The organism is Barnesiella propionica (genome assembly GCF_025567045.1).
Lineage (GTDB): Bacteria > Bacteroidota > Bacteroidia > Bacteroidales > Barnesiellaceae > Barnesiella_B > Barnesiella_B propionica.
The window spans coordinates 93,170-112,667 of sequence record NZ_JAOQJK010000007.1; the positions used below are offsets into that span (position 1 = coordinate 93,170).

General features: G+C 39.9%; 15 protein-coding genes. 6 read left to right on the forward strand and 9 right to left on the reverse strand.

What is annotated here, in order from left to right:
• Positions 1 to 132: 132 nt before the first annotated feature.
• The 3 genes from glmS to OCV73_RS10575 form a co-directional block, all read right to left on the reverse strand.
• On the reverse strand, positions 133 to 1,977 hold the full coding sequence (gene glmS / locus OCV73_RS10565) for a glutamine--fructose-6-phosphate transaminase (isomerizing) (RefSeq protein ID WP_147552011.1): 1,845 nt from the start codon (positions 1,975 to 1,977) through the stop codon (positions 133 to 135).
• Between the two features lie 191 nt (positions 1,978 to 2,168).
• Positions 2,169 to 4,163: a hypothetical protein gene (locus tag OCV73_RS10570; protein ID WP_262512949.1), complete on the reverse strand. Its 1,995-nt coding sequence runs from the start codon at positions 4,161 to 4,163 to the stop codon at positions 2,169 to 2,171.
• Positions 4,164 to 4,230: 67 nt separating this feature from the next.
• On the reverse strand, positions 4,231 to 4,482 hold the full coding sequence (locus OCV73_RS10575; protein ID WP_147552013.1) for a hypothetical protein: 252 nt from the start codon (positions 4,480 to 4,482) through the stop codon (positions 4,231 to 4,233).
• 90 nt (positions 4,483 to 4,572) lie between these two features.
• Here OCV73_RS10575 and OCV73_RS10580 point away from each other — a divergent pair, with 90 nt between their 5' ends.
• Genes OCV73_RS10580 through OCV73_RS10590 form a run of 3 tightly spaced genes read left to right on the forward strand, consistent with a single transcriptional unit; the run spans position 4,573 to position 7,982 of the window.
• Entirely contained in the window at positions 4,573 to 5,106 is a 534-nt protein-coding gene (locus OCV73_RS10580) for a hypothetical protein (RefSeq protein WP_147552015.1), read from the forward strand.
• A 17-nt stretch (positions 5,107 to 5,123) separates the two neighbouring features.
• Complete coding sequence (locus OCV73_RS10585; protein ID WP_147552017.1) at positions 5,124 to 5,654, forward strand: hypothetical protein; 531 nt, start codon at positions 5,124 to 5,126, stop codon at positions 5,652 to 5,654.
• A 15-nt stretch (positions 5,655 to 5,669) separates the two neighbouring features.
• A complete protein-coding gene (locus OCV73_RS10590) occupies positions 5,670 to 7,982 on the forward strand; it encodes a hypothetical protein (protein ID WP_147552019.1) in 2,313 nt (770 codons plus the stop codon).
• A gap of 153 nt (positions 7,983 to 8,135) precedes the next feature.
• Here the strand turns inward: OCV73_RS10590 and OCV73_RS10595 are convergent, their stop codons facing one another.
• A complete protein-coding gene (locus OCV73_RS10595) occupies positions 8,136 to 10,712 on the reverse strand; it encodes a hypothetical protein (RefSeq protein ID WP_147552021.1) in 2,577 nt (858 codons plus the stop codon).
• A 136-nt stretch (positions 10,713 to 10,848) separates the two neighbouring features.
• Between OCV73_RS10595 and OCV73_RS10600 the strand changes: the two genes are divergently transcribed.
• Positions 10,849 to 12,687 (forward strand): portal protein, encoded by a 1,839-nt coding sequence (locus tag OCV73_RS10600; protein ID WP_147552023.1) that lies wholly within the window; start codon positions 10,849 to 10,851, stop codon positions 12,685 to 12,687.
• 77 nt (positions 12,688 to 12,764) lie between these two features.
• Here the strand turns inward: OCV73_RS10600 and mdh are convergent, their stop codons facing one another.
• The 3 genes from mdh to OCV73_RS10615 form a co-directional block, all read right to left on the reverse strand.
• A complete protein-coding gene (gene mdh, locus OCV73_RS10605) occupies positions 12,765 to 13,703 on the reverse strand; it encodes a malate dehydrogenase (RefSeq protein ID WP_147552024.1) in 939 nt (312 codons plus the stop codon).
• Positions 13,704 to 13,921: 218 nt separating this feature from the next.
• Positions 13,922 to 14,533: an L-threonylcarbamoyladenylate synthase gene (locus OCV73_RS10610; protein WP_147552026.1), complete on the reverse strand. Its 612-nt coding sequence runs from the start codon at positions 14,531 to 14,533 to the stop codon at positions 13,922 to 13,924.
• Between the two features lie 63 nt (positions 14,534 to 14,596).
• On the reverse strand, positions 14,597 to 15,265 hold the full coding sequence (locus OCV73_RS10615) for a B3/B4 domain-containing protein (protein WP_147552028.1): 669 nt from the start codon (positions 15,263 to 15,265) through the stop codon (positions 14,597 to 14,599).
• 146 nt (positions 15,266 to 15,411) lie between these two features.
• Between OCV73_RS10615 and OCV73_RS10620 the strand changes: the two genes are divergently transcribed.
• Both OCV73_RS10620 and OCV73_RS10625 read left to right on the forward strand, forming a co-directional pair.
• On the forward strand, positions 15,412 to 16,152 hold the full coding sequence (locus OCV73_RS10620; RefSeq protein WP_147552029.1) for a hypothetical protein: 741 nt from the start codon (positions 15,412 to 15,414) through the stop codon (positions 16,150 to 16,152).
• A gap of 147 nt (positions 16,153 to 16,299) precedes the next feature.
• A complete protein-coding gene (locus OCV73_RS10625; protein WP_147552031.1) occupies positions 16,300 to 17,061 on the forward strand; it encodes a glycerophosphoryl diester phosphodiesterase membrane domain-containing protein in 762 nt (253 codons plus the stop codon).
• A 69-nt stretch (positions 17,062 to 17,130) separates the two neighbouring features.
• Here OCV73_RS10625 and OCV73_RS10630 read toward each other — a convergent pair whose 3' ends face one another.
• A complete protein-coding gene (locus tag OCV73_RS10630) occupies positions 17,131 to 18,474 on the reverse strand; it encodes a glucose-6-phosphate isomerase (protein WP_147552033.1) in 1,344 nt (447 codons plus the stop codon).
• 25 nt (positions 18,475 to 18,499) lie between these two features.
• Positions 18,500 to 19,498, reverse strand: coding sequence for an NAD(P)H-dependent glycerol-3-phosphate dehydrogenase (locus tag OCV73_RS10635; RefSeq protein ID WP_147552034.1), 999 nt, complete (start codon positions 19,496 to 19,498; stop codon positions 18,500 to 18,502).

Consider the following 19,498-nt stretch of genomic DNA (forward strand, 5'->3'; position numbering starts at 1 on the left):
CAAATTTAGTAAAAAACTTTGGTATGTAATATGCTTCTATTTGCGAATAAAGTTAATTTTAGTATTGGAAGATATTAAAAAACCATATAGAGTATATGGTTACATACTCTATATGGCTTCTCCTGTATGCAGTTACTCTACGGTTACCGATTTTGCCAGATTTCTCGGCTGGTCTACATCCATGCCTTTGCACACGGCGATATGATAGGCCAGTAATTGAAGGGGTATGGCTGTGATTAAGGGATCCAGATTTTCCAGGGTGGCCGGGAGTTCAATATAAAAATCTGCTATTTGCGAGATGATTTTGTCTCCTTTTGTTACCAAGGCAATTATTTTTCCTTTTCTGGCCTTGATTTCCTGTATATTGCTAAGCACTTTATCATATAAACTGTTATTAGTGGCTATAACTACGACCGGCATTTCATTATCTATTAAAGCAATAGGTCCGTGTTTCATTTCAGCAGCAGGATATCCTTCGGCATGGATGTAAGAGATTTCTTTTAATTTAAGGGCGCCTTCCAGTGCTACAGGAAAATTATATCCTCTTCCTAAATATATAAAATTATGCGCATAGGTGAAAATTTGGGAAAGAGCCGCTATTTTTTCGTTTTGTTCCAGTATTTCCTTCATTTTCTCGGGAATGTTATATAACTCTTTTATAGTTTCGAGAAATATGCTATTTTCAATGATTTTCTTTTCTTTGGAGAGAGTTAGTGCGAGTAAGGCGAGAACTGTAACTTGTCCTGTAAAAGCCTTGGTTGATGCAACGCCTATTTCCGGACCAACATGTGTATATGAACCCGTATCGGTTGCTCTCGGAATAGATGAACCTACGGCATTGCATATTCCGTAAATGAATGCTCCCCGTGTTTTTGCCAATTCGACCGCCGCGAGGGTATCAGCGGTTTCTCCCGATTGGGAAATAGCAATGATTACATCCTTTTCGTCGATTACGGGATTTCTGTAACGGAACTCTGAGGCGTATTCTACTTCTACAGGTATTCTGCAAAAGCTTTCTATCAGTTGTTTTCCTATTAATCCGGCGTGCCAGGAAGTACCGCAGGCTACGATAATAAAACGCCTTGCAGCCAGTAGTTTTTCTTTGTGGTCTATGACTGCGGAAAGAGCTATATGATTATTATCCGCATTGATTCTCCCTCGTATACAATTAAAAAGACTCTCCGGTTGTTCAAAGATTTCTTTTAACATGAAATGAGGATAGTTTCCCTTTTCTAACTGGCTGATGTCCAGTTCTATTTTTTTTATTGCCGGATTTGACGGTTCATTATTGATAGTTACTATTTTCAGAGGTTCGTTTTTTTGTATAACTGCAATTTCTTCGTCTTCGAGATATACTACTTTATCGGTATATTCTATAATGGGAGTGGCGTCCGATCCAAGAAAAAATTCTTGATTACCTATTCCTATGACTAAAGGACTGCTTTTTCTGGCTGCAATTATCCGGTCGGGCCGTTCTTTATCCAGAATGGCAATCGCATATGTTCCGATTACTTCTTGTAATGCCAATTGAACGGCGTTTAATAAATCGAGATTGTTACTTATTTTTATATGTTCTATTAAAAGTATAAGAACTTCCGTATCTGTCGTACTTTGGAATGAATAACCTTTAGCTTTTAGTTTTTCTTTTATGGCCGAATAATTTTCTATAATACCGTTATGGATAAGAGCCAATGTTTCCGTAGAAGAGTAGTGGGGATGAGCGTTTGCCTGTGATGGCTCTCCATGGGTTGCCCAGCGGGTGTGCCCTATCCCTGTTGTTCCCGAAATATTTTTTTGTGAGATAAACGTTTCTAATTCCGATACTTTTCCTTTAGTTTTATATACACTCAGCAGATTTTCATTATTTATTAAGGCGATGCCGGCACTGTCATACCCACGGTATTCCAGAAGTTTCAATCCTTTTATAAGAATAGGATAAGCATCGTTATTTCCTATATAGCCTATAATTCCACACATATTTTATTTTTTATTTATTTACACTGCAAAGATATATGTGTGTGTAACATAATGATATATGTGTTTTGTGTATAATTCTCATAAAATACAAAATATTGCAAGTATTTGAACAAAATGCTTACATTTCTTGTGATAATTCAAAAAAATGTTTTTTATTCTTATCCGTAACCAGCAAAAGTCTTTTTTCTGAGTCAGATGCTGGATTCGTTTAAAGGTATCTTTCCCGTTATTTTAGGGAGCACCTCTTTATTCTGGGGGAGCGGTTCTGTATAACAGATATAAGTACCTATGCATCGTGTAATAAGAATATCGTCATGGTGGCCCTCCATAGCTCCGAAACTGCCGTTGGATTTTCGTTCGAATACATCATGTTCATAGCATGCCTGTATATCCCTTTCTATATAACCGTTTTCACGGAGCATTTCTATCTGATGGTTGATAATGAGAGTTTTTGTCGATCTGTTCATGTGGAAACCCCATCGGGAAGGTATTGTTTCTTTTATTTTATCGGATGAGGTTCTGGCATAAAGGAATGGATAACTGGCCGCAATGGTATCTAATATATATTCGGTATGCTCGCCATCCGTATTTTCTGTTTCGAGAGTATTACTTTCGATAACGAGAAGTGCCTGATTATAGAAAGACGCTATTTGTGCGGACTTCCAGGCAAGTATATCATGATCCGTATGCCCTCTCCATTGTGCAACGATCTCGGGAACACCACCTTCGGTCATCCAGAAACGATCGAAGACGACGATAACGGAAAAGTCTGATTTCTGGGAACGCCCCCCAATGTCGACAACGGTAATATAACGGTTGCGAAACGTATTGTTTTTATCCGGTAATTCCCATATTTGCAACAGACCTCCGGGTTCTTCGCTGAACTTTAAGTTTTCAAGCGATTTTTTTCCGGTAAGAGCTTGCCCGTGTATTTCGCCTCTTTTGTCGGGAGGTCTGCAGTTTTTCCGCATCTGTTGTATTTGCCGGACATCGAAAACTCTTTCTCCCGAGTAGGTGAATGCTTCGATGTCATCGGACGGGTACTCTGCTTTCATATCGGCATGGTCGGCATATTCTTTTAGTTTTGTTTTATACCAGGCGATAGCTTCCAGAGTAGCCCCGAGATTCCATAACATAATATCATATTCGTTAAGTTCCCGGATAAATTCCTGATAGTTTTGTATAGGAAGAGTGTACATTTCGATTTCATACCAGGGAACAAAGACGAATTTTTTATCGCTTTCACCTCGTTTGGCTCTTTCACATTCCTGGTGAAAATAATTTCCTGTACCGTTGGCTGTACTTTCCATGACTATAACAGAATAGGGGATGAGGGCGACAGAGCCGCATACAGAACGTACGAGTGCCTCAGGAGTGCGGGTGCGGGTATCGCTCCAGAAAGCAACTTCGGAAAGATGAGCCATAACAGCATCGGCTCCTCGTATCGATTCGGGAGTTTCGGCTGACCCTATAGTAACTTTGCTGCCGGTTCCGGAGATTAAAGATGTATTGTTCATGCGTTCGAAAGGCTGGAACCGGGGTTGTACTTTATTTTCCATGAGCCAAGGGGGATAATTCTCCAGTAATTTGGAATACATACCTTTAATATTGGCTGCCGAATCTTTCAGGTGTGCGCATATTACACTATTCCAGTTCTTTTTATGTACAAGCTGTATCCAGGCCATGTACATTTGTATAAGAGTCGAACCACCCCATTGTCTGGCTTTCAATAGAATAATCCTGACAGGCCTGTTATTCCGCCTCATTTCTTCAAGTTCTTTTAGTAAGCGGCGCTGTGGTCGGTTGAGTCTGAATGGGATATCTTGTTCTCCCAGCTTATCTTTTATCCTGACGAACAGTGCGGCCCAGAATTCAAAATCGTAACGTATGCGAACGGCTATCCAACGATGCCAGACTTCTTCCTTAAGTTCTTTTTTTACAGATTCTCCGAGTTGTTTCTCAATGAAACGGCTTATAGAACCTTCCCGGCGAAGGAGACGAACAAGCTCTACTTCATCGAGCATTTCTCTGGGAATATATTGCATAGGAATAGGAGCGTCGGGTAAGTGTATACATATACGTTGTGATATCGTACTACCTTCTCCTGTTTCGGGATGATAGCTTATAGCCCGCTCTTTTTTTCTTCTTTCGTTTTCTTTAATGGTTATGGCTATTTTATCGAACATAAATTTTACAGTTGTATTGCTGCAAAATTCTTACCGAAAATAATTGTATAGATGTGATAAGGCAAAATTATTTTTTCCCGTTTAAAGCAGCAAGTCTGTCCAGGGTATCCGCGATGATACTTAATGTCTGTTGTTCGTTTCCGGCAGGGATAGAAGATAATTTTTCCAGTATTTCGATACATTTCAGCAAAGTAACTTCATTACCGCATTCCGGTATCATACTCTTAAGCCGGTTATAGCAAAGATCCAGTATTTCGTTTCTTCTTATTTCGAACGAAGTCTGTGCTCGTTTTGAATGAATGTTGTTTATTTCTTCCATGGGGTGAATCTATTTTAATTTATAACATGTTAAGGCAAAATTATGGGGTGATATTTGTGTGCTGATGTTATAAAATAAATTTATGAAATTATGATGACGGAATTATTAGGTTTAGCTCTTCCCCTCGTACAGGGGATATTTAACGTAAATAGCCAGAAACGGTCTTTGGATAGGAACCGGGATCTGACCGATAAATATCTTGATCGGCAGGACTATAGCGTTGAGAATATGTTTAACAGGGATTATTATGAAAGATCGTTGGAAAGCGGATATTCTCAAAAACTATTAAAACAAGTCAGAGACAGTGTTATTGGAAATAATGAAGCTTCCCGGAATATAGCTGTGGTCAACGGACTACCCGGCGAGATTTTTGAGTCCCGGCAAAAAGAGCAAAGAAACAATATGGCTGCTGTGGTACAAGGGGTAACATGGGACGATCTCGCCTGGAAAAGGGATGTTCTGGATAATTATATGGTAAATAAAGCAGCTATAGGAGATAAACGGTATATGGCTGCTCAGGAATATTATACCAATCTGGCCGGTGTAAAGGATCAGTATGGAATGCTGGGACAAGAGGGGCTTCTTAATACATGGAACCTGGCTTTGAATAAAACTAAGTATTAATTTGATAATAATTGGATATGGATAAAAAGGCAATAACGGAATTTCATGATTGGAGAAAAGCAAGAGAGGAAATCTGCGATTTGATGGAAAACGGAGACGGCTTTTGTGGGGCATGTATTAAAACATTAGGGCATTCTTCCCACAAGGAAAATAACCGGGAGTACAGAGAAAATATTGGATATATACGGGAAATGTTTGCTTTATTATATGATTATGTCAATAAATATGTAAATGGAGAAGTTTTTTTACCTGATAGATTAAAAGAACTTTACCCTCAGGTAGGTTCAGCCGATTGGGAATGTCGTATGCCGGCGAGGCAGATATGGGACGCATACAGGCATTCTGGATTGGATATGGCAGAACGGGAGATGAGTGGCGAATGTATGCCTGGCGGTGAGATTTTTTCTTTTGAGGATATTGCATTTGCTCTAAGTTCCGGTGTTACTTCGTGTACGAAACGGCATCACCTGTACAATATGCTGATTGCAAAGGGATTTGGCGAAAAGGAAGCAGCCTTGTTTGCTGGAAGTATGAAATGTGATTGTTAATTTAAAACAGATAATATGAAAATGAATTTACCGGATGAATCCGGTCGGTCAGAAAAGGAACCCGAATGGAGACGGATAAGTCCTGACTTGCAGGATTTTTACAAAAAACGGTTGTCTCAGGCAACATCATCTTCTGTTAAAAATGATCTGGAACCCGGATTCTTCGGTCGTGGAGATGGGGGGGTAGTCAGTAATAATGATATTCCGGATGGGAGGATACCTATGGTGGAACCTTTGGGGCAAATAAATAAAAGTAATCATAGGGATATCCAGCAAAAAACGAAACTCCAGCCATTGACTTCTTTGGGAGACGGAGCCCGCTATTTCTGGGAGCGGATGAAAAACGATATGAATTATAATATAGGTGCTGTGCAAAGTGCTGTGACTAACGAACAGAATCGTAGGGCGGCTCAGGCGGAGGCATTAAAAAATCGTTCGGTATACGACAACATGAGTGATACGGAACTGGGAGACCTTATAGAAAGAACTCAAAATGAAGTTTTGGATGCTGCGGTAGAGCAACGGAGAAAAGATCCTTACCGTTTTTTAGGTAATCCTGGAAGATTTTCTTTACCTGAGGTGAAAGATACTGAAGAAATGTTGGAAAAGAGGCGCCGGTTGGCCGCAATGCGGGAAATCCAGGAGATGCGTTCCAAAGGGATGGATAATGAGAGTATAGCCCGTAGTTTTGAAGATTTCTCTCGGTATGGAGGGGCCGGAACGAAAAGAATGGAAGAATCTTTGAAAAAGAACGATATGTTCCCGCCTACACAAGGAATGGCTAAAATTGGAGAATTCGGCGCGATGTTGGCTAAAGAATCTTTACCTATTGCAGCGGCGATCGCATATCCTCCTGCGGGAGTGGCTTTAGGTGCAGGGAATGTATTGTCATCGGCGGCACAGAGTCATGCACAGGCACAGATGAATGTGGACCGGTATGAGAAAACGACGGGAGAGAAACTTACGCCTGAGCAGCGCACTAATTATGTTGCCGCATTTTCAGGTGCGGATTTGTTACTGGGAAGTCTGATGCAATCCCGTTTACTGGGTAATGTGACCGGAGCTTTGAAGAACGGGCTGGCAGAAAAATTGAGGAAATCTTTATTGAATAATAAGGCGGCTCAGGGAGAAATGAACAAATTACTGGGACGCGTGATAGATAATGAGAAAGATGCTATATTAAAAGGTATGTCGCAGGATGCCATATGGGGCGGACTTACGGATGGTACTGTTTCTGCAGTACAGGATATATCGTCTGCTATTTATGCGTCTCCAGAAGAATATCCTTCTTTGGCACAGATCATGGATAATGCGATAGCGGCTTCGGGGCAAGGTATGGTGAGCGGCGGCCTTGTTGGTGGTATGGGACGTTCGGCGGTCCGTCATATGCAAAACAGCAGAAGGAAAAAGGCTGGTGATATTTATATAGCAGAAGATCCGGATATGGAACATGTGGAGGTGTTGGGTATAAAACCGGAAGAAGGTTTGGTACAGGTTCTTTCTCCCGAGGGGAAAATTGTGGAGTCTGGCAATATCCCCGTAGAGAGCATATCCCGTTCTTCTTTTGCCGAGTTGGAGAAGATAAAAGAAGAACGGGCAAAAATGAGGGAAGAACGTAAAAAGTTATGGGAACCGGAACCTCCTGACTCGGAGAATAACCAGAGATGGAAACGAATGACCGTTGATGAAAAAGCTGCGGTAGCCCAGGATATGATTGATAAAATGGGTCTGAATATAAATGTATATCGTTCGGATGCGGAAGTACCAAATTATGTAAAAAAAAGAAGATCAGGCTCTGTTCCTCTTGGATATTTTACTTCTGAGATTGATGATTCTGGAGTGGTTGTGAGTAAGATTCCCAGTTATTCGAGATTACAAGAAGTGATTCGTCATGAGGCGATAGGTCACCGGGGAGTTGAAATCTTACTGGGCTCGGAGAAGAAAAAGAATGCATTTTTTGATCAGGTATATGAAGAAATTTTACCATTCGATAAAAAGTTTGGTACATTTTATGATGAAAAAGAACAAAGGCGAGTCACCCGGGAATTTATTGCTGAAATGGCAGAGAAAGGTACCGATACAAAATATTGGAACCGGATTGTGAGTAAATTAAAGCAGTTTGTGCCCGGACTTAAGATGAGTGAAAATGATTTGAGATATATGTTGTGGAAGTCCCAGAAACTTTATACTAATGAGATTCCTACTCTTAATGAGATGCAGAAATTATTGTATTATGATATCAAAACATCTAAGAATGAAAAGCTGAGAGATTTATTATTTAGGGAAGGGATAGATTCTCCCCGTTATATAGAGACGGAAGATGAGTAGACTGGTATTTTTTATGTACCGAATTTTTTAAATGAATTTATGATAGGGCGGAATATATTTCCGTCCTGTTTTTTATGATCATGATATGTAGTATAAAAGAATAGTTGTACATTATTTGTACAACTATTAAAATTTGAAATATTATAATGACCCTTATCTTGAGTGGTTATTTTCTGTAGCTTCGAACCTCGTGTCTATAGTACTAAGCTGAAAAGTTGGGTCTGCTACTCCTGTTATAGAGATGCAATGATATTTGTAGGGCGGCCCCATTGTCTTAAATGGGATATGTCCTCTTATTTTTCCGGCTAAATTGAAAGACGATAATTTTCTGAATGAACCTTCGGCTTCGTATCCTCCCCAAAGGGACAATTGCAGCCAAGATGAATCGAACGTACAGAGTACAGATGTTTCTCGCCATCGTTTATAAAAATCGGGAATAAGTTTTATCGGACGTGTAACCAGGGCAAAAGGTACGTCTCCCGGTGCTTCTTGCATCATATCGTATACAATACCGTTAGCATCTGAGACCAGGAGTATTGAGAAATGTTGGTAAAGACTGAAATAACGTCCTGAACGCCGGTAAATATTTCCGGAAGGAATATGAAGAATAAGCAGATACGGGAACAAGGGGTGAAGAAAAACGAGTTCTTGTGTTACATAATTATATCCGAGTTGGCATTCACATAAATAATCCTGAATAGATGTGTCGTTCCGGAAAGCACCTTGTATTTCTTCAGGAATATTCCCGCAATCGGGAAGTTCCTCACGATGGTTATCCGTAAAAGATAATAGCAGGGCAGAGGAAACCCCGCTGAGAACCGATATTCCTCTGGCAGATATATAAATAATCCCGTTATCGATAGGTATTATATCGTGTCTTTCATCCGCTATCTCTCTGTTGACAGGCTGGGATATCCCGTAACAGAGGTTATTTTCTCCGGTTTCAAGGGCCCATATTCCTTCATTGGTGAAAATATACAACGGGAATGCTCCGTATTGACCTTGTGATAAAGGAGTAGTTGTGGAAGCGATTCCGGTAATTTGTCCGTTTGAGACTATATAAGTTTCTTCCGAGGGGAATGTGAATGGATTACGGCTTGAAGATACGAGAAGGGTATTTGGGAAAGACTCGATAATAGTGTCTCCTGCAGGAATATCGAAAGGACCGCTGACCATGATTTCTTTCCAGGCGGCCTGTTTCAGATCTGGACTGATGTAACAGGCTTTATTCTCGTTGGCGCAGGCTTTTAGTGGAGCCGAAAATCTGTATCTTAGGGGGTAGCCGGGCTCCGGCGTTGCTTCTATTTCTATTTTATATGCCCGGCTATCCGGATAAGATAACATACCCGATAGTTTCAGGTTCTCTATTTCTCTTTGTGTGGCTGACCAAACGAGCTTCCGGTCTCCTTCGCTGTGTTTTATATAGATGCAGATATATGCTTGTTTGAAAGGAGGTAGGACGGGCAAAGTTTCGGTATATCCGCAAATACCACAAGTAAGTACAGATAAAGGGAATCCGTTATATAATTCTTTACATATATCTCCGATATGCAGGCGCGAATTATATACATAAGAACACTTCCCGCTTAAAGAGTGTAAGGTGCTGTTGTCGGCTGAAAGAACGGGAAGTAGTGCCAGAGATTCCAGATCGTCTTTAATAACCAGTTTGTTTTTACCAGTATTGACTAATTTTTTAAAGTCGGTTAAAGAGGTGATCTTATAAAATAAATTTTCTTCGGACAAAAGTTCTCCTATTTCCTCTCCTGAATAAGAGGGCATAGTAAAGGTAAAATAGCGTGTTCCGTTATCGTCTTTTATCGCGTAGTCTTTTATTTTTTCGTCCCGTATAACGACGGCTTCATTCGTAATAAATATATCTATCTTTTTGACAATGTCTTTCCAGTCTTCAAGTTCGCATTTTATTACCTTATAGAAAAGTGTTCCGCTTTGTATATAGGCATCGGTGCTATAAAATGTTTTTTTACCGGAATCTACATTCACAGTAATTTGTTGGGTGAATTGTCGCGGTTCGGAGCAGGATAATAAAATGGGTGCAGAAGGCATGATGTAGCTTCCGTCGTATAATTTGAGTGCATACCGTATAAGAAACGGCTGGCAAAAATGCTTGTCCTGGTGAATTTTTGTTTTTATTTTATTATAGTTTCCATACACTTGTGCACTATACGCTTTTATGTCATATTCGCTTATCATGGAGGTATAGTTGGTACCGGAAGAATCTGTCAGTACATAATTTCCTGTCACAACTGCATAGTTGGAGGACGTTTGTTCCAGAGAAAAAGTAATTTCCGGTAGTGGAGGTTTTGTTCCTAGGTATTTGTAAGTACCCTCTTTATATATGGAATAATATATGTTTTTTTCAGAAATGAATAAGAGCGTGTTTCCGATGGATTCTATACTATATATCTTTTCTTTCGTATCGAATATATGTTGATTTATTTCTGTTATAGTTTTTGGTTCTTCGGCATAGGCTTCATAAAATATTGCCGTTCCATCGGATGAAATGTAATGGGTATATTTTTCATTGCAATGTATATATACGATTTTATGATCCGGAGATGACGGAACATATATGGCCGAAGGCGTTCCGATCGGAATCCAGGTGTCGTTCTGGTAACGAAGATTTATAACTCGGTTGCATTCTCCGTCGGGAGATAAAGCGGGAGGGACGGTACATGCCATGCCCTTTAACATTAACTTTTGTTGTTCCATTTTTTTGGTGCTAAGGTATATATGTAAGAAGAGGTTGTTATGCGTTAAAATTAAAATATACAGTCGTTATTCTGAAATTATCACATAAAAGCAGTAGAATATGTATTTAGATTTGTCCGAAATAAAATGAGTCAATATGAAAAAATCAAAAATGGAGGCTGTTAGTCATTTGCCTGAAAATGAGATTGTTCTCGATCGTTCTCAATACGAAGTTTTATTGCAGGCTAAAAATGCATGGGAGAATATTTCTCATTACAGAGAAAGGCGCCGCAGGAATAGAGATTATACGTTCGGAAAACAATGGGGAGATACGATAACGTTGCCTAATGGCCGTGCTGTTTCGGAGGAACAATATTTGAGGGAGCAAGGGAAAGTCCCGCTTAAAAATAATATGATACGCCAGCTGGTTAAAAATGTGGTAGGACAATTTCGCAATATGCAGACAGAGCCTGTGTGTATTTCCCGAGATAGAAAGGAACAGCAGCTGGGAGAGCTGATGAGCCTGGCTGTGCAATATGCATATCAGCATAACAAACTGTCAGAATTGGACGGCCGGACGATGGAAGAGTTTTTAATATCCGGTTCGTGTTTCCATAAAATAGGTTATGGTTGGCGTCGTAATAAAATGGATGTATGGATAGATGAGGTGAATCCTAACAGAGTTTTTTTTAATGCTATGGAAGATTCCCGTTTATGGGATTGTACTTTGGTGGGAGAACTTCACGATGTTCCAGCTTCGGATGTTGTAGCACGTTTTGCCAAAGGCGACAGAAAGCGGGCTGCCAAATTGCGGGAACTATATGCCAGCGCGACGCGGGAGGAACTGAACCTGAATTTTGAGACACTGACCAGCCGTCCTTTGGATAATTTGGACTTTTTAATTCCGGAATCGGATAATATGTGTCGTATTATCGAAGTTTGGCGTCTCGAAAGTAAAGAGAGATTAAAATGCCATGATACGTATAACGGTGAGTATTATAAAGAGGAATTATCACAACTTGCTGAGATTGAAAAGGAAAATGAACGCCGCAAATCCGAGGCTGCTGCATTGGGAATACCTGAAGGTCAAGTACGAATTATAGAAACAGAGTGGTTCGTGGACAGGATGTGGTATTATCGTTTTTTTACTCCTTTCGGTGATATTTTGGATGAAGGTGAAACACCTTACTGGCATGGTGAACATCCTTATATCTTTAAGTTATACCCTATGATCGATGGAGAAATACATTCATTTGTAGAAGATGTGATTGACCAGCAACGATACATAAACAGGCTTATAACCATGCTTGATTTTATAATGGGAGCTTCTGCTAAAGGTGTATTATTATTTCCTGAAGACCAAATGCCGGACGGAATGACTATCGAAGAGGTGGCTGATGAATGGACACGTTATAATGGAGTTATTCTTTTTAAACCTCGCCCCGGAGGAGTTTTACCACAGCAGATCTCGGTCAATGCTACGAATGTGGGTGCTTATGACCTGCTGTCATTACAAATGCGTTTGCTGGAAGATATTTCGGGAGTGCATGGTGCTATACAGGGTATGGCGGCTAAAAGCGGAACGTCCGGTACTCTATATGCACAGCAGATACAGTATTCGAGTATTAACTTGCTGGATATTTTCGAATCCTTTAAAACTTTCAGGGAAGAGAGAGATACGAAAATAATGAAGACTATTCAGCAATATTATGATGACAACCGGTATCAGAATATTGCTGGTTCTATTAGTGGCAAAGAACCGGGAGCATTATCACCTCATAAGGTACGGAATGTAGAATTCGACTTGACTATAACCGAGGCGTTATCTTCTCCTTCTTACCGTGCCCTTTCTAATGAACTTTTGCTGGAATTATTTCGGTCGGGGGCTATAACACTGGAAATGTTACTTGAAAACGGAACTTTTCCTTTTGCGGATAAATTGTTGCAAAGTCTTTCCCGAACTAAGGACGACTTAAATGGAACGGTCGTGTCCTAGGATTTAAGAGGAAAGAATAAAAAATGGACGGGCGCATATACCCGTCCATTTTTTATTTTTATTCTGTTGAAATGTGTTTATTTCAAAGCATCTGCCAAAGCATCATTTGTTTTGTGTACGGCTTTTGCACTTTCTGCAAATGCAGCTTTTTCTGCGTCGTTAAGTTTGAAGTCAACGATCTTTTCTATACCGTTACGACCTAATACAACCGGAACACCTATGCAAAGGTCTTTTTCTCCGTATTCTCCTTCAAGGAATGCGCTACAAGAGATAATACGTTTCTGGTCGTGTATGATAGATTCAACAACGGCTGCTGCAGCTGCCCCCGGAGCATACCAAGCAGATGTTCCCAATAATTTTGTAAGAGTTGCTCCGCCTACCATTGTATCGGCCGCTACTTTCTGTAAAGTTTCGGCATCGAGGAATTCGCTTACAGGTACTCCTTTGTATGTTGCATAACGAGTTAAGGGGATCATTGTCGTGTCACCGTGTCCACCGATAACAACACCTTCAATTTCATTAGGATTTGCATTCAAAGCTTTGCTCAGGAAATATTTGAAGCGGGAGCTATCAAGTGCACCACCCATTCCTATGATACGGTTTTTGGGCAGACCGGAAGTTTTATGGATAAGATATGTCATCGTATCCATAGGATTGCTTACGCAAATGATAATGGCATTGGGAGAATGAGCAAGTACATTGGAAATAACCGATTTAACGATACCGGCATTCACTCCGATAAGTTCTTCACGTGTCATACCGGGTTTACGGGGAATACCTGAAGTAATTACCACAACGTCAGAGTTGGCGGTTGCTTCGTAATCGTTGGTTACACCTGTCATTTTTGTATCGAATCCGAGCAGAGTAGCTGTCTGCATCATATCCATAGTCTTACCTTCGGAAACGCCTTCTTTAATATCGAGTAATACTACTTCATCGGCAATTTCTTTAAATGCCAAAACATTAGCACATGTAGCACCTACGTTACCTGCACCTACAACTGTTACTTTAGACATACTTTTAAGTTTATTAATGATTAAAATTTATATGTTCAATCCTTTTTGGTCGTTAATTTTTAACCGTTACAAAAATAGAAACTATTTTTCCATTAAAGAAAAATTTCCGCAATGTTTTTTCTTAAATTGTAATCATTTTCACATTCTTTCTCTTTCCCTATTTTATGACTTTTGTGGGTTATGTTGTGTTATTAGGGATTATTTTGTCGCTGGTAATCTTATTCTTCCAGTTCTCCTTTTCCCTGCCGAAGGATAACCGCTTCTTCTCCTGTACAATCTATGGTAGTAGAGGGTATATTTCCTCCATAGCCGCCGTCAATGACGAGGTCTATATCTTTATCATAACGTTCGGCTATGAGTTCGGGATCGGTCGTATATTCAGGATTCATTTCATCATAGGGAACAGAAGTCGTGAGAATGGGATTTCCTAAGGCTTTTACCAGAGAACGTATTATATTATTATCCGGTACGCGTATTCCTACCGTCTTACGGTTTTTATATATTTTGGGCAAATTAGAACTTGTCGGTAATATGAATGTAAAGGCTCCTGGCAGATTCCGTTTCATTAATTTGAAATAGTTGTTATTTACCTTGGCATACCCGCTAATGTTGCTCAAGTCATAACATATAATCGACAGATCCGCTTTTTGTGGATTGATATCTTTTAGTCGGCATATCCTTTCTACCGCCCGTACATTAAGGGCGTCACATCCTATCGCGTAGATCGTGTCGGTAGGATAGATTATGGCAGCGCCGTCGCGCAGGATATCTGCGATACGGTCTATTTCCCTCACATCAGGATTTTGAGGATATAATTTAACGGGTCTCATGGAATAGGATTTTATGAATGTTCTAAGTTAGCGTTTTTATTTGTTTGGATAATAAAATGAAGGTTATTCGGCAGCATTTAATATATAGGCATTCTCTTCTTTTGCGTTCGCATATTTTCTCAGCAGCATTAAGGTGAAGTCGATACTTTCTTCCATAGGAATCTCTTCTCCGTAGTTATTTATCATCACCTGTATACATGTCGTTTCTTCTGTCATTTTAGTACGTTCTTCATCGCTGGTCGGAGAGCCTATACCTCCGATAGTATCGCGATAAAGAGGAATACCTTCCATGTTAAGTTCTCCTCTTCCTATACCGTGAAATATTTCTCCGGCTTTTCCGACTCCCAGACGCACATCCCCGATTATTTTATCGGCATCGAAACCTCCGATTGCATATCCGGTACGTATGGAAACCAGATTAATAATGTCTACCAGTGTATTTATACGGTATAATCCCATATTTTTAACGATACGACGACATAAGGCTTCTGAAGATACCCGATAACGGTTGGGATCCTTGCCAAAATATTTATAAATATTTCGGGTAGCCAGTATAGCCGGTCGTTTATTGATATCGGATAGTTCATACACTTGTTTGATCCGGTTACATTCAGAATCTATTTCGGTCCACAGTTCTGCCGGGGACGGACCATTCGTTATATTGGCCCGGATAACTCCGATTTGTAATTGCGGACAAGCTTCCTTGATAATATTTTCTATTTCTATTTTCATGAGAGATAAGTATCGTTTTATATACTCTTTGGAACAAAGTTAAAAATAAATTTTTTTTGTTTCTGAAAACAGGAGGAATGATATTGGAAATTCGGGATAAATTGTTATATTTATAGCGAGTAATCAACCTTCTAATACGATTCGCTATGGAAGCATTGACATTTTCTCCGCTCGAAGCCTTAAAGAAAGGATGGGCTTTGACTAAAAAACACTTTTTTGTTTCTGTGGGGCTTTTGGGCCTGTATCTTGTTCTCGCAGTTTTTTGTGTGGTATTAGCCGGTACAAAACCGGCGGCGTTTCGATTCTGGATATCTGCTACGGTACTTTTATTGATCACTTTATTTTTCTTTATAGGTTTTGACAAATTTCTTTTGGCTGTGGCCCGGGGAGAGAAACCGGATTTGTATGCATCGTTCGGAGCGATAAGGAAAATAGGACCATCTATTCTTTTATTACCATCGGTAATCGTCGCTACCGGTTTTGTCGCTTTGGTTCTGGCTATGTTGTCAACAGTGTTAAGAGGACTTGTTCCGCCCATTTATCCCGATATACTTTTAAGATGGTTCCTTATCTCTCTGGCCATTGCGGTCGTACCGGCCTATTATGTTGTTGTTCGTTTATCCTATGCTTTATATGCTGTTACCGATAAGAATCTGGGAGCGGATGATGCATTGGCGGAAAGTTGGATTCTTACCCACGGATTTACTGGGAAATTGATACTGATGTGGATTATGCTAATAGGCATCAACATTTTAGGGTTGTTGGCGTTAGGTATAGGGTTGGTCGTATCTTTAGCCGTTACATTCCATACTTTTACTGTATCTTATGAAATATTGCAGGAGTTTGAAATTGTTGAGGATGAAATATTGGTTGATAAAATCTCCTGAAACCGATTATTATGTTATGAGACTGAATAATGTTTTGTACGGAGAATATAAACGTTTATAAAAAATGGTCTTTAAAATCATGGATTCTGAAAATTATAAATATATTTACATGCAAATTGTAAAAAATAAACTTAATATAAATAGAAAATGAAATCATTATTTTTTTCTCCGGTCGAGGCTATTAAAAAAGGATGGGACTTGACAAAAAGTTATTTTATTGTTACTCTGGGACTTATTATTGCTTATGGTGTTTTGTCGTTCATTCTCTCCGCATTACAGGGCAATGAAATGGGAGTGCGTTATTTTATTGTGTATTTGCTTATACTTGTAGTATCGATCTTCTATCAGTTAGGATATAATAAAATATTGTTGAATGCTACTGAAGATATTGAACCGGAATTTTCTGTATTTAAAGAAGTTTCGGGAAAATTCTTTCCTTATTTAGGATTGTATATTGTGACGAATTTTATTTTGTTTTTCGTATGGATGATCGTATTTCTTCCATGTGCTTTGATGGGGACAGGGTTAGCCGCTTTGAGCGGAATCGTTACAGGAGACTATACTGCTGTTTTAGGTATATTGTGGATTCTGGCACTAACTGCTATTCCGGTTATTTATTTGGGTATAAGATGGATGTACGCGCCGTTTTTGATGATAGACAAGAATACGGGAGTGATGGAGTCGCTGGGACAGAGTTGGAAAATGACATCGGGAAATATGCCGGCTCTTATAGGATTCTGTTGTCTGCTTTTGCTTCTGAATATCGTGGGCTTTATCGCATTAATAGTAGGAATCTTTGTTACGATAATTATTTCAGGCTATGCCGTGGCCGTATCTTATCGTATGCTGACGAGAACGGAAGAAGAAGCTTTGACTGAAGCTGTCTCTGATGAAGCAGAACAGGAATAATCCGGTAGTGTTGATTAAATATAAAAAGGCTTATCTATTTAGATAAGCCTTTTTATATAAGATGCTTAATTATATTTTAGCACGTATAGCTTTGCTTTCCTCTTCATAGCCGGGTTTGTCGAGCAATGCGAACATATTTCGTTTATAGTCTTCCACACCAGGTTGGTTGAACGGGTTTACTCCCAGGATATATCCGCTTATACCACAGGCTTTTTCAAAGAAATAAATCAATTGTCCCAGACAATACTCATTAAGGGCAGGAACTTCTATTTTAAGGTTGGGTACACCACCGTCCACGTGGGCAATCTGCGTTCCCAGTTCTGCCATTTTATTTACTTCATCCACACGTTTTCCTGCAAGGAAATTCAGACCGTCCAGATTATCCTTGTCGGATGGAATAATAACCTTATGTTGCATTTCATTTACGGAAAGAACCGTTTCGAAGATAGTACGTTCACCATCCTGAATCCATTGTCCCATGGAATGCAGGTCGGTAGTAAAATCTACTGATGCCGGGAAAATACCCAGATGATCTTTTCCTTCACTTTCTCCGTATAATTGCTTCCACCATTCCGAGAAGAAATGCAATTTAGGATTGAAATTTACCAGGATCTCTATTTTTTTACCGTTCTGGTACAATGCGTTGCGTGTTGCAGCGTATATTGCAGCCGGATTTTTTTCGAAAGGAATGTCCTCTCCACAGTCTTTTTCCATTTTCACAGCTCCGGTCACTAACTGGCGGATATCGAATCCGGCAATCGCAATGGGTAGAAAACCTACGGGAGAAAGGACGGAAAAACGTCCGCCTATATTATCTGCAATAATAAATGTCTTATATCCTTCTGTCTCTGAGAGTTTTCGCAGGGCTCCTTTTTTTTCGTCTGTTATAGCTACAATAAGCTGCTTTGCTTCCTCTTTACCTACCTGAGATTCGAGTTGTTCTTTTAATAAACGGAATGCGATGGCCGGTTCTGTGGTCGTCCCTGATTTGGAGATAACTACAATGCCGAATTTGCGGTCTTTTAATAATGATTGTAGTTCGTACAGATAGTCTTCTCCTATGTTTTGTCCGGCAAAAAGCACAATAGGATTGTTATGAGTCTTGCGTAAGTGTGCAAATGAATCGGATAACCCTTCAATAACTGCTTTAGCCCCCAGGTAACTTCCGCCGATACCTATAACAACAACTATTTCACATTTTTCTTTTAGATTATGTGCGGTCTTTTCCAGATCTGAAAGATGTTCTTCCGATATTTCTGTCGGTAAATTAAGCCAACCAAGGAAATCGTTTCCCTTTCCGGTTCCTTTATGAAGTTGTTCCATGCCGTTCTCTGCTTTGTTTCGTAAAGCGAAAATCTGTTCTTTGGAAACTGTGCCTAAAGCTTTGTCAATGTTTAATTGTATTGTTTTCATAAGGATATATAATAAGATTCATTAATTAAATCAACGAGTCTATAAAACCGTTAAATGCATCCTTGGGCCGTGTCTTTTTATATAAAATGTTATATACGGCATCCAAGATGGGCATATCTGCATGATATCGTTCGTTAATCTCTTTCATGCATTTGGTTCCGTAATAGCCTTCCGCTATCATTTCCATTTCCATCTGGGCAGCTTTTACCGCATATCCCCGTCCTATCATGGAACCGAAGTTATGGTTGCGGCTGAAACGTGAATAGGCGGTAACCAGTAAATCTCCCAGGTATACCGAATCACAGATATTCCGGGGAACAGGATTTACGATTTGTAAGAATCTGCTCATCTCCTTGATAGAATTGGACATCAGTACGGCCTGAAAATTATCGCCGGCTTTCATTCCATGACATATTCCGGCTGCAATTGCATATACGTTCTTTAAAACAGCTCCGTATTCGATACCCGATACATCTGCCGATATAACCGTTTTGAGGTAATCGCAGGCGAGTTTTTCAGAGACTAAGGAGGCATTGTCTGTGTCATAGCTTCCTATCGTGAGATATGACAGTCTTTTCAATGCGACTTCTTCAGCATGGCATGGTCCGCTGATGACGACAAGATTTTCTTTAGGAATATGATAAAAATCTCTCAGGTATTCGGTAATGATAAGATTTTCATCCGGGACGATTCCTTTAACGGCACTAACGACCAGTTTGTTACTTATGTCGGTAGTCAGCTTCTTCAGATGCTCCTTCATATATGGAGAGGGAGTAACTATCACTATCGTATCTGCTTTCGCGGCTATTTCATTGATATCGGAACTGAATTCGATACGGTTGACATCAAAACACACATCGGATAAATAGGCAGGATTATGTCCTGTTTTCTTGAAGTCCTCTATCCGGTCGTCTCGGCGCATATACCATAGAATGCTGTCGGTATTGTTAAGCAGTAGCCTAGCAAGGGCGGTAGCCCAGCTACCTCCCCCCATTATGGCTATTTTACCCGGTTTGTTGTTCAT

Excerpts from the sequence above, each read along its gene's own strand:
- glmS (WP_147552011.1), bottom strand. The coding sequence starts at position 1,977 with ATGTGTGGAATTATAGGCTATATAGGAAATAACGATGCTTATCCTATT.
- OCV73_RS10620 (WP_147552029.1), top strand. The coding sequence starts at position 15,412 with ATGGAAGCATTGACATTTTCTCCGCTCGAAGCCTTAAAGAAAGGATGG.
- OCV73_RS10585 (WP_147552017.1), top strand. The coding sequence starts at position 5,124 with ATGGATAAAAAGGCAATAACGGAATTTCATGATTGGAGAAAAGCAAGA.
- OCV73_RS10610 (WP_147552026.1), bottom strand. The coding sequence starts at position 14,533 with ATGAGACCCGTTAAATTATATCCTCAAAATCCTGATGTGAGGGAAATA.
- mdh (WP_147552024.1), bottom strand. The coding sequence starts at position 13,703 with ATGTCTAAAGTAACAGTTGTAGGTGCAGGTAACGTAGGTGCTACATGT.
- OCV73_RS10615 (WP_147552028.1), bottom strand. The coding sequence starts at position 15,265 with ATGAAAATAGAAATAGAAAATATTATCAAGGAAGCTTGTCCGCAATTA.
- OCV73_RS10580 (WP_147552015.1), top strand. The coding sequence starts at position 4,573 with ATGATGACGGAATTATTAGGTTTAGCTCTTCCCCTCGTACAGGGGATA.
- OCV73_RS10570 (WP_262512949.1), bottom strand. The coding sequence starts at position 4,163 with ATGTTCGATAAAATAGCCATAACCATTAAAGAAAACGAAAGAAGAAAA.
- OCV73_RS10600 (WP_147552023.1), top strand. The coding sequence starts at position 10,849 with ATGAAAAAATCAAAAATGGAGGCTGTTAGTCATTTGCCTGAAAATGAG.
- OCV73_RS10635 (WP_147552034.1), bottom strand. The coding sequence starts at position 19,498 with ATGAACAACAAACCGGGTAAAATAGCCATAATGGGGGGAGGTAGCTGG.
- OCV73_RS10575 (WP_147552013.1), bottom strand. The coding sequence starts at position 4,482 with ATGGAAGAAATAAACAACATTCATTCAAAACGAGCACAGACTTCGTTC.
- OCV73_RS10595 (WP_147552021.1), bottom strand. The coding sequence starts at position 10,712 with ATGGAACAACAAAAGTTAATGTTAAAGGGCATGGCATGTACCGTCCCT.
- OCV73_RS10625 (WP_147552031.1), top strand. The coding sequence starts at position 16,300 with ATGAAATCATTATTTTTTTCTCCGGTCGAGGCTATTAAAAAAGGATGG.
- OCV73_RS10590 (WP_147552019.1), top strand. The coding sequence starts at position 5,670 with ATGAAAATGAATTTACCGGATGAATCCGGTCGGTCAGAAAAGGAACCC.
- OCV73_RS10630 (WP_147552033.1), bottom strand. The coding sequence starts at position 18,474 with ATGAAAACAATACAATTAAACATTGACAAAGCTTTAGGCACAGTTTCC.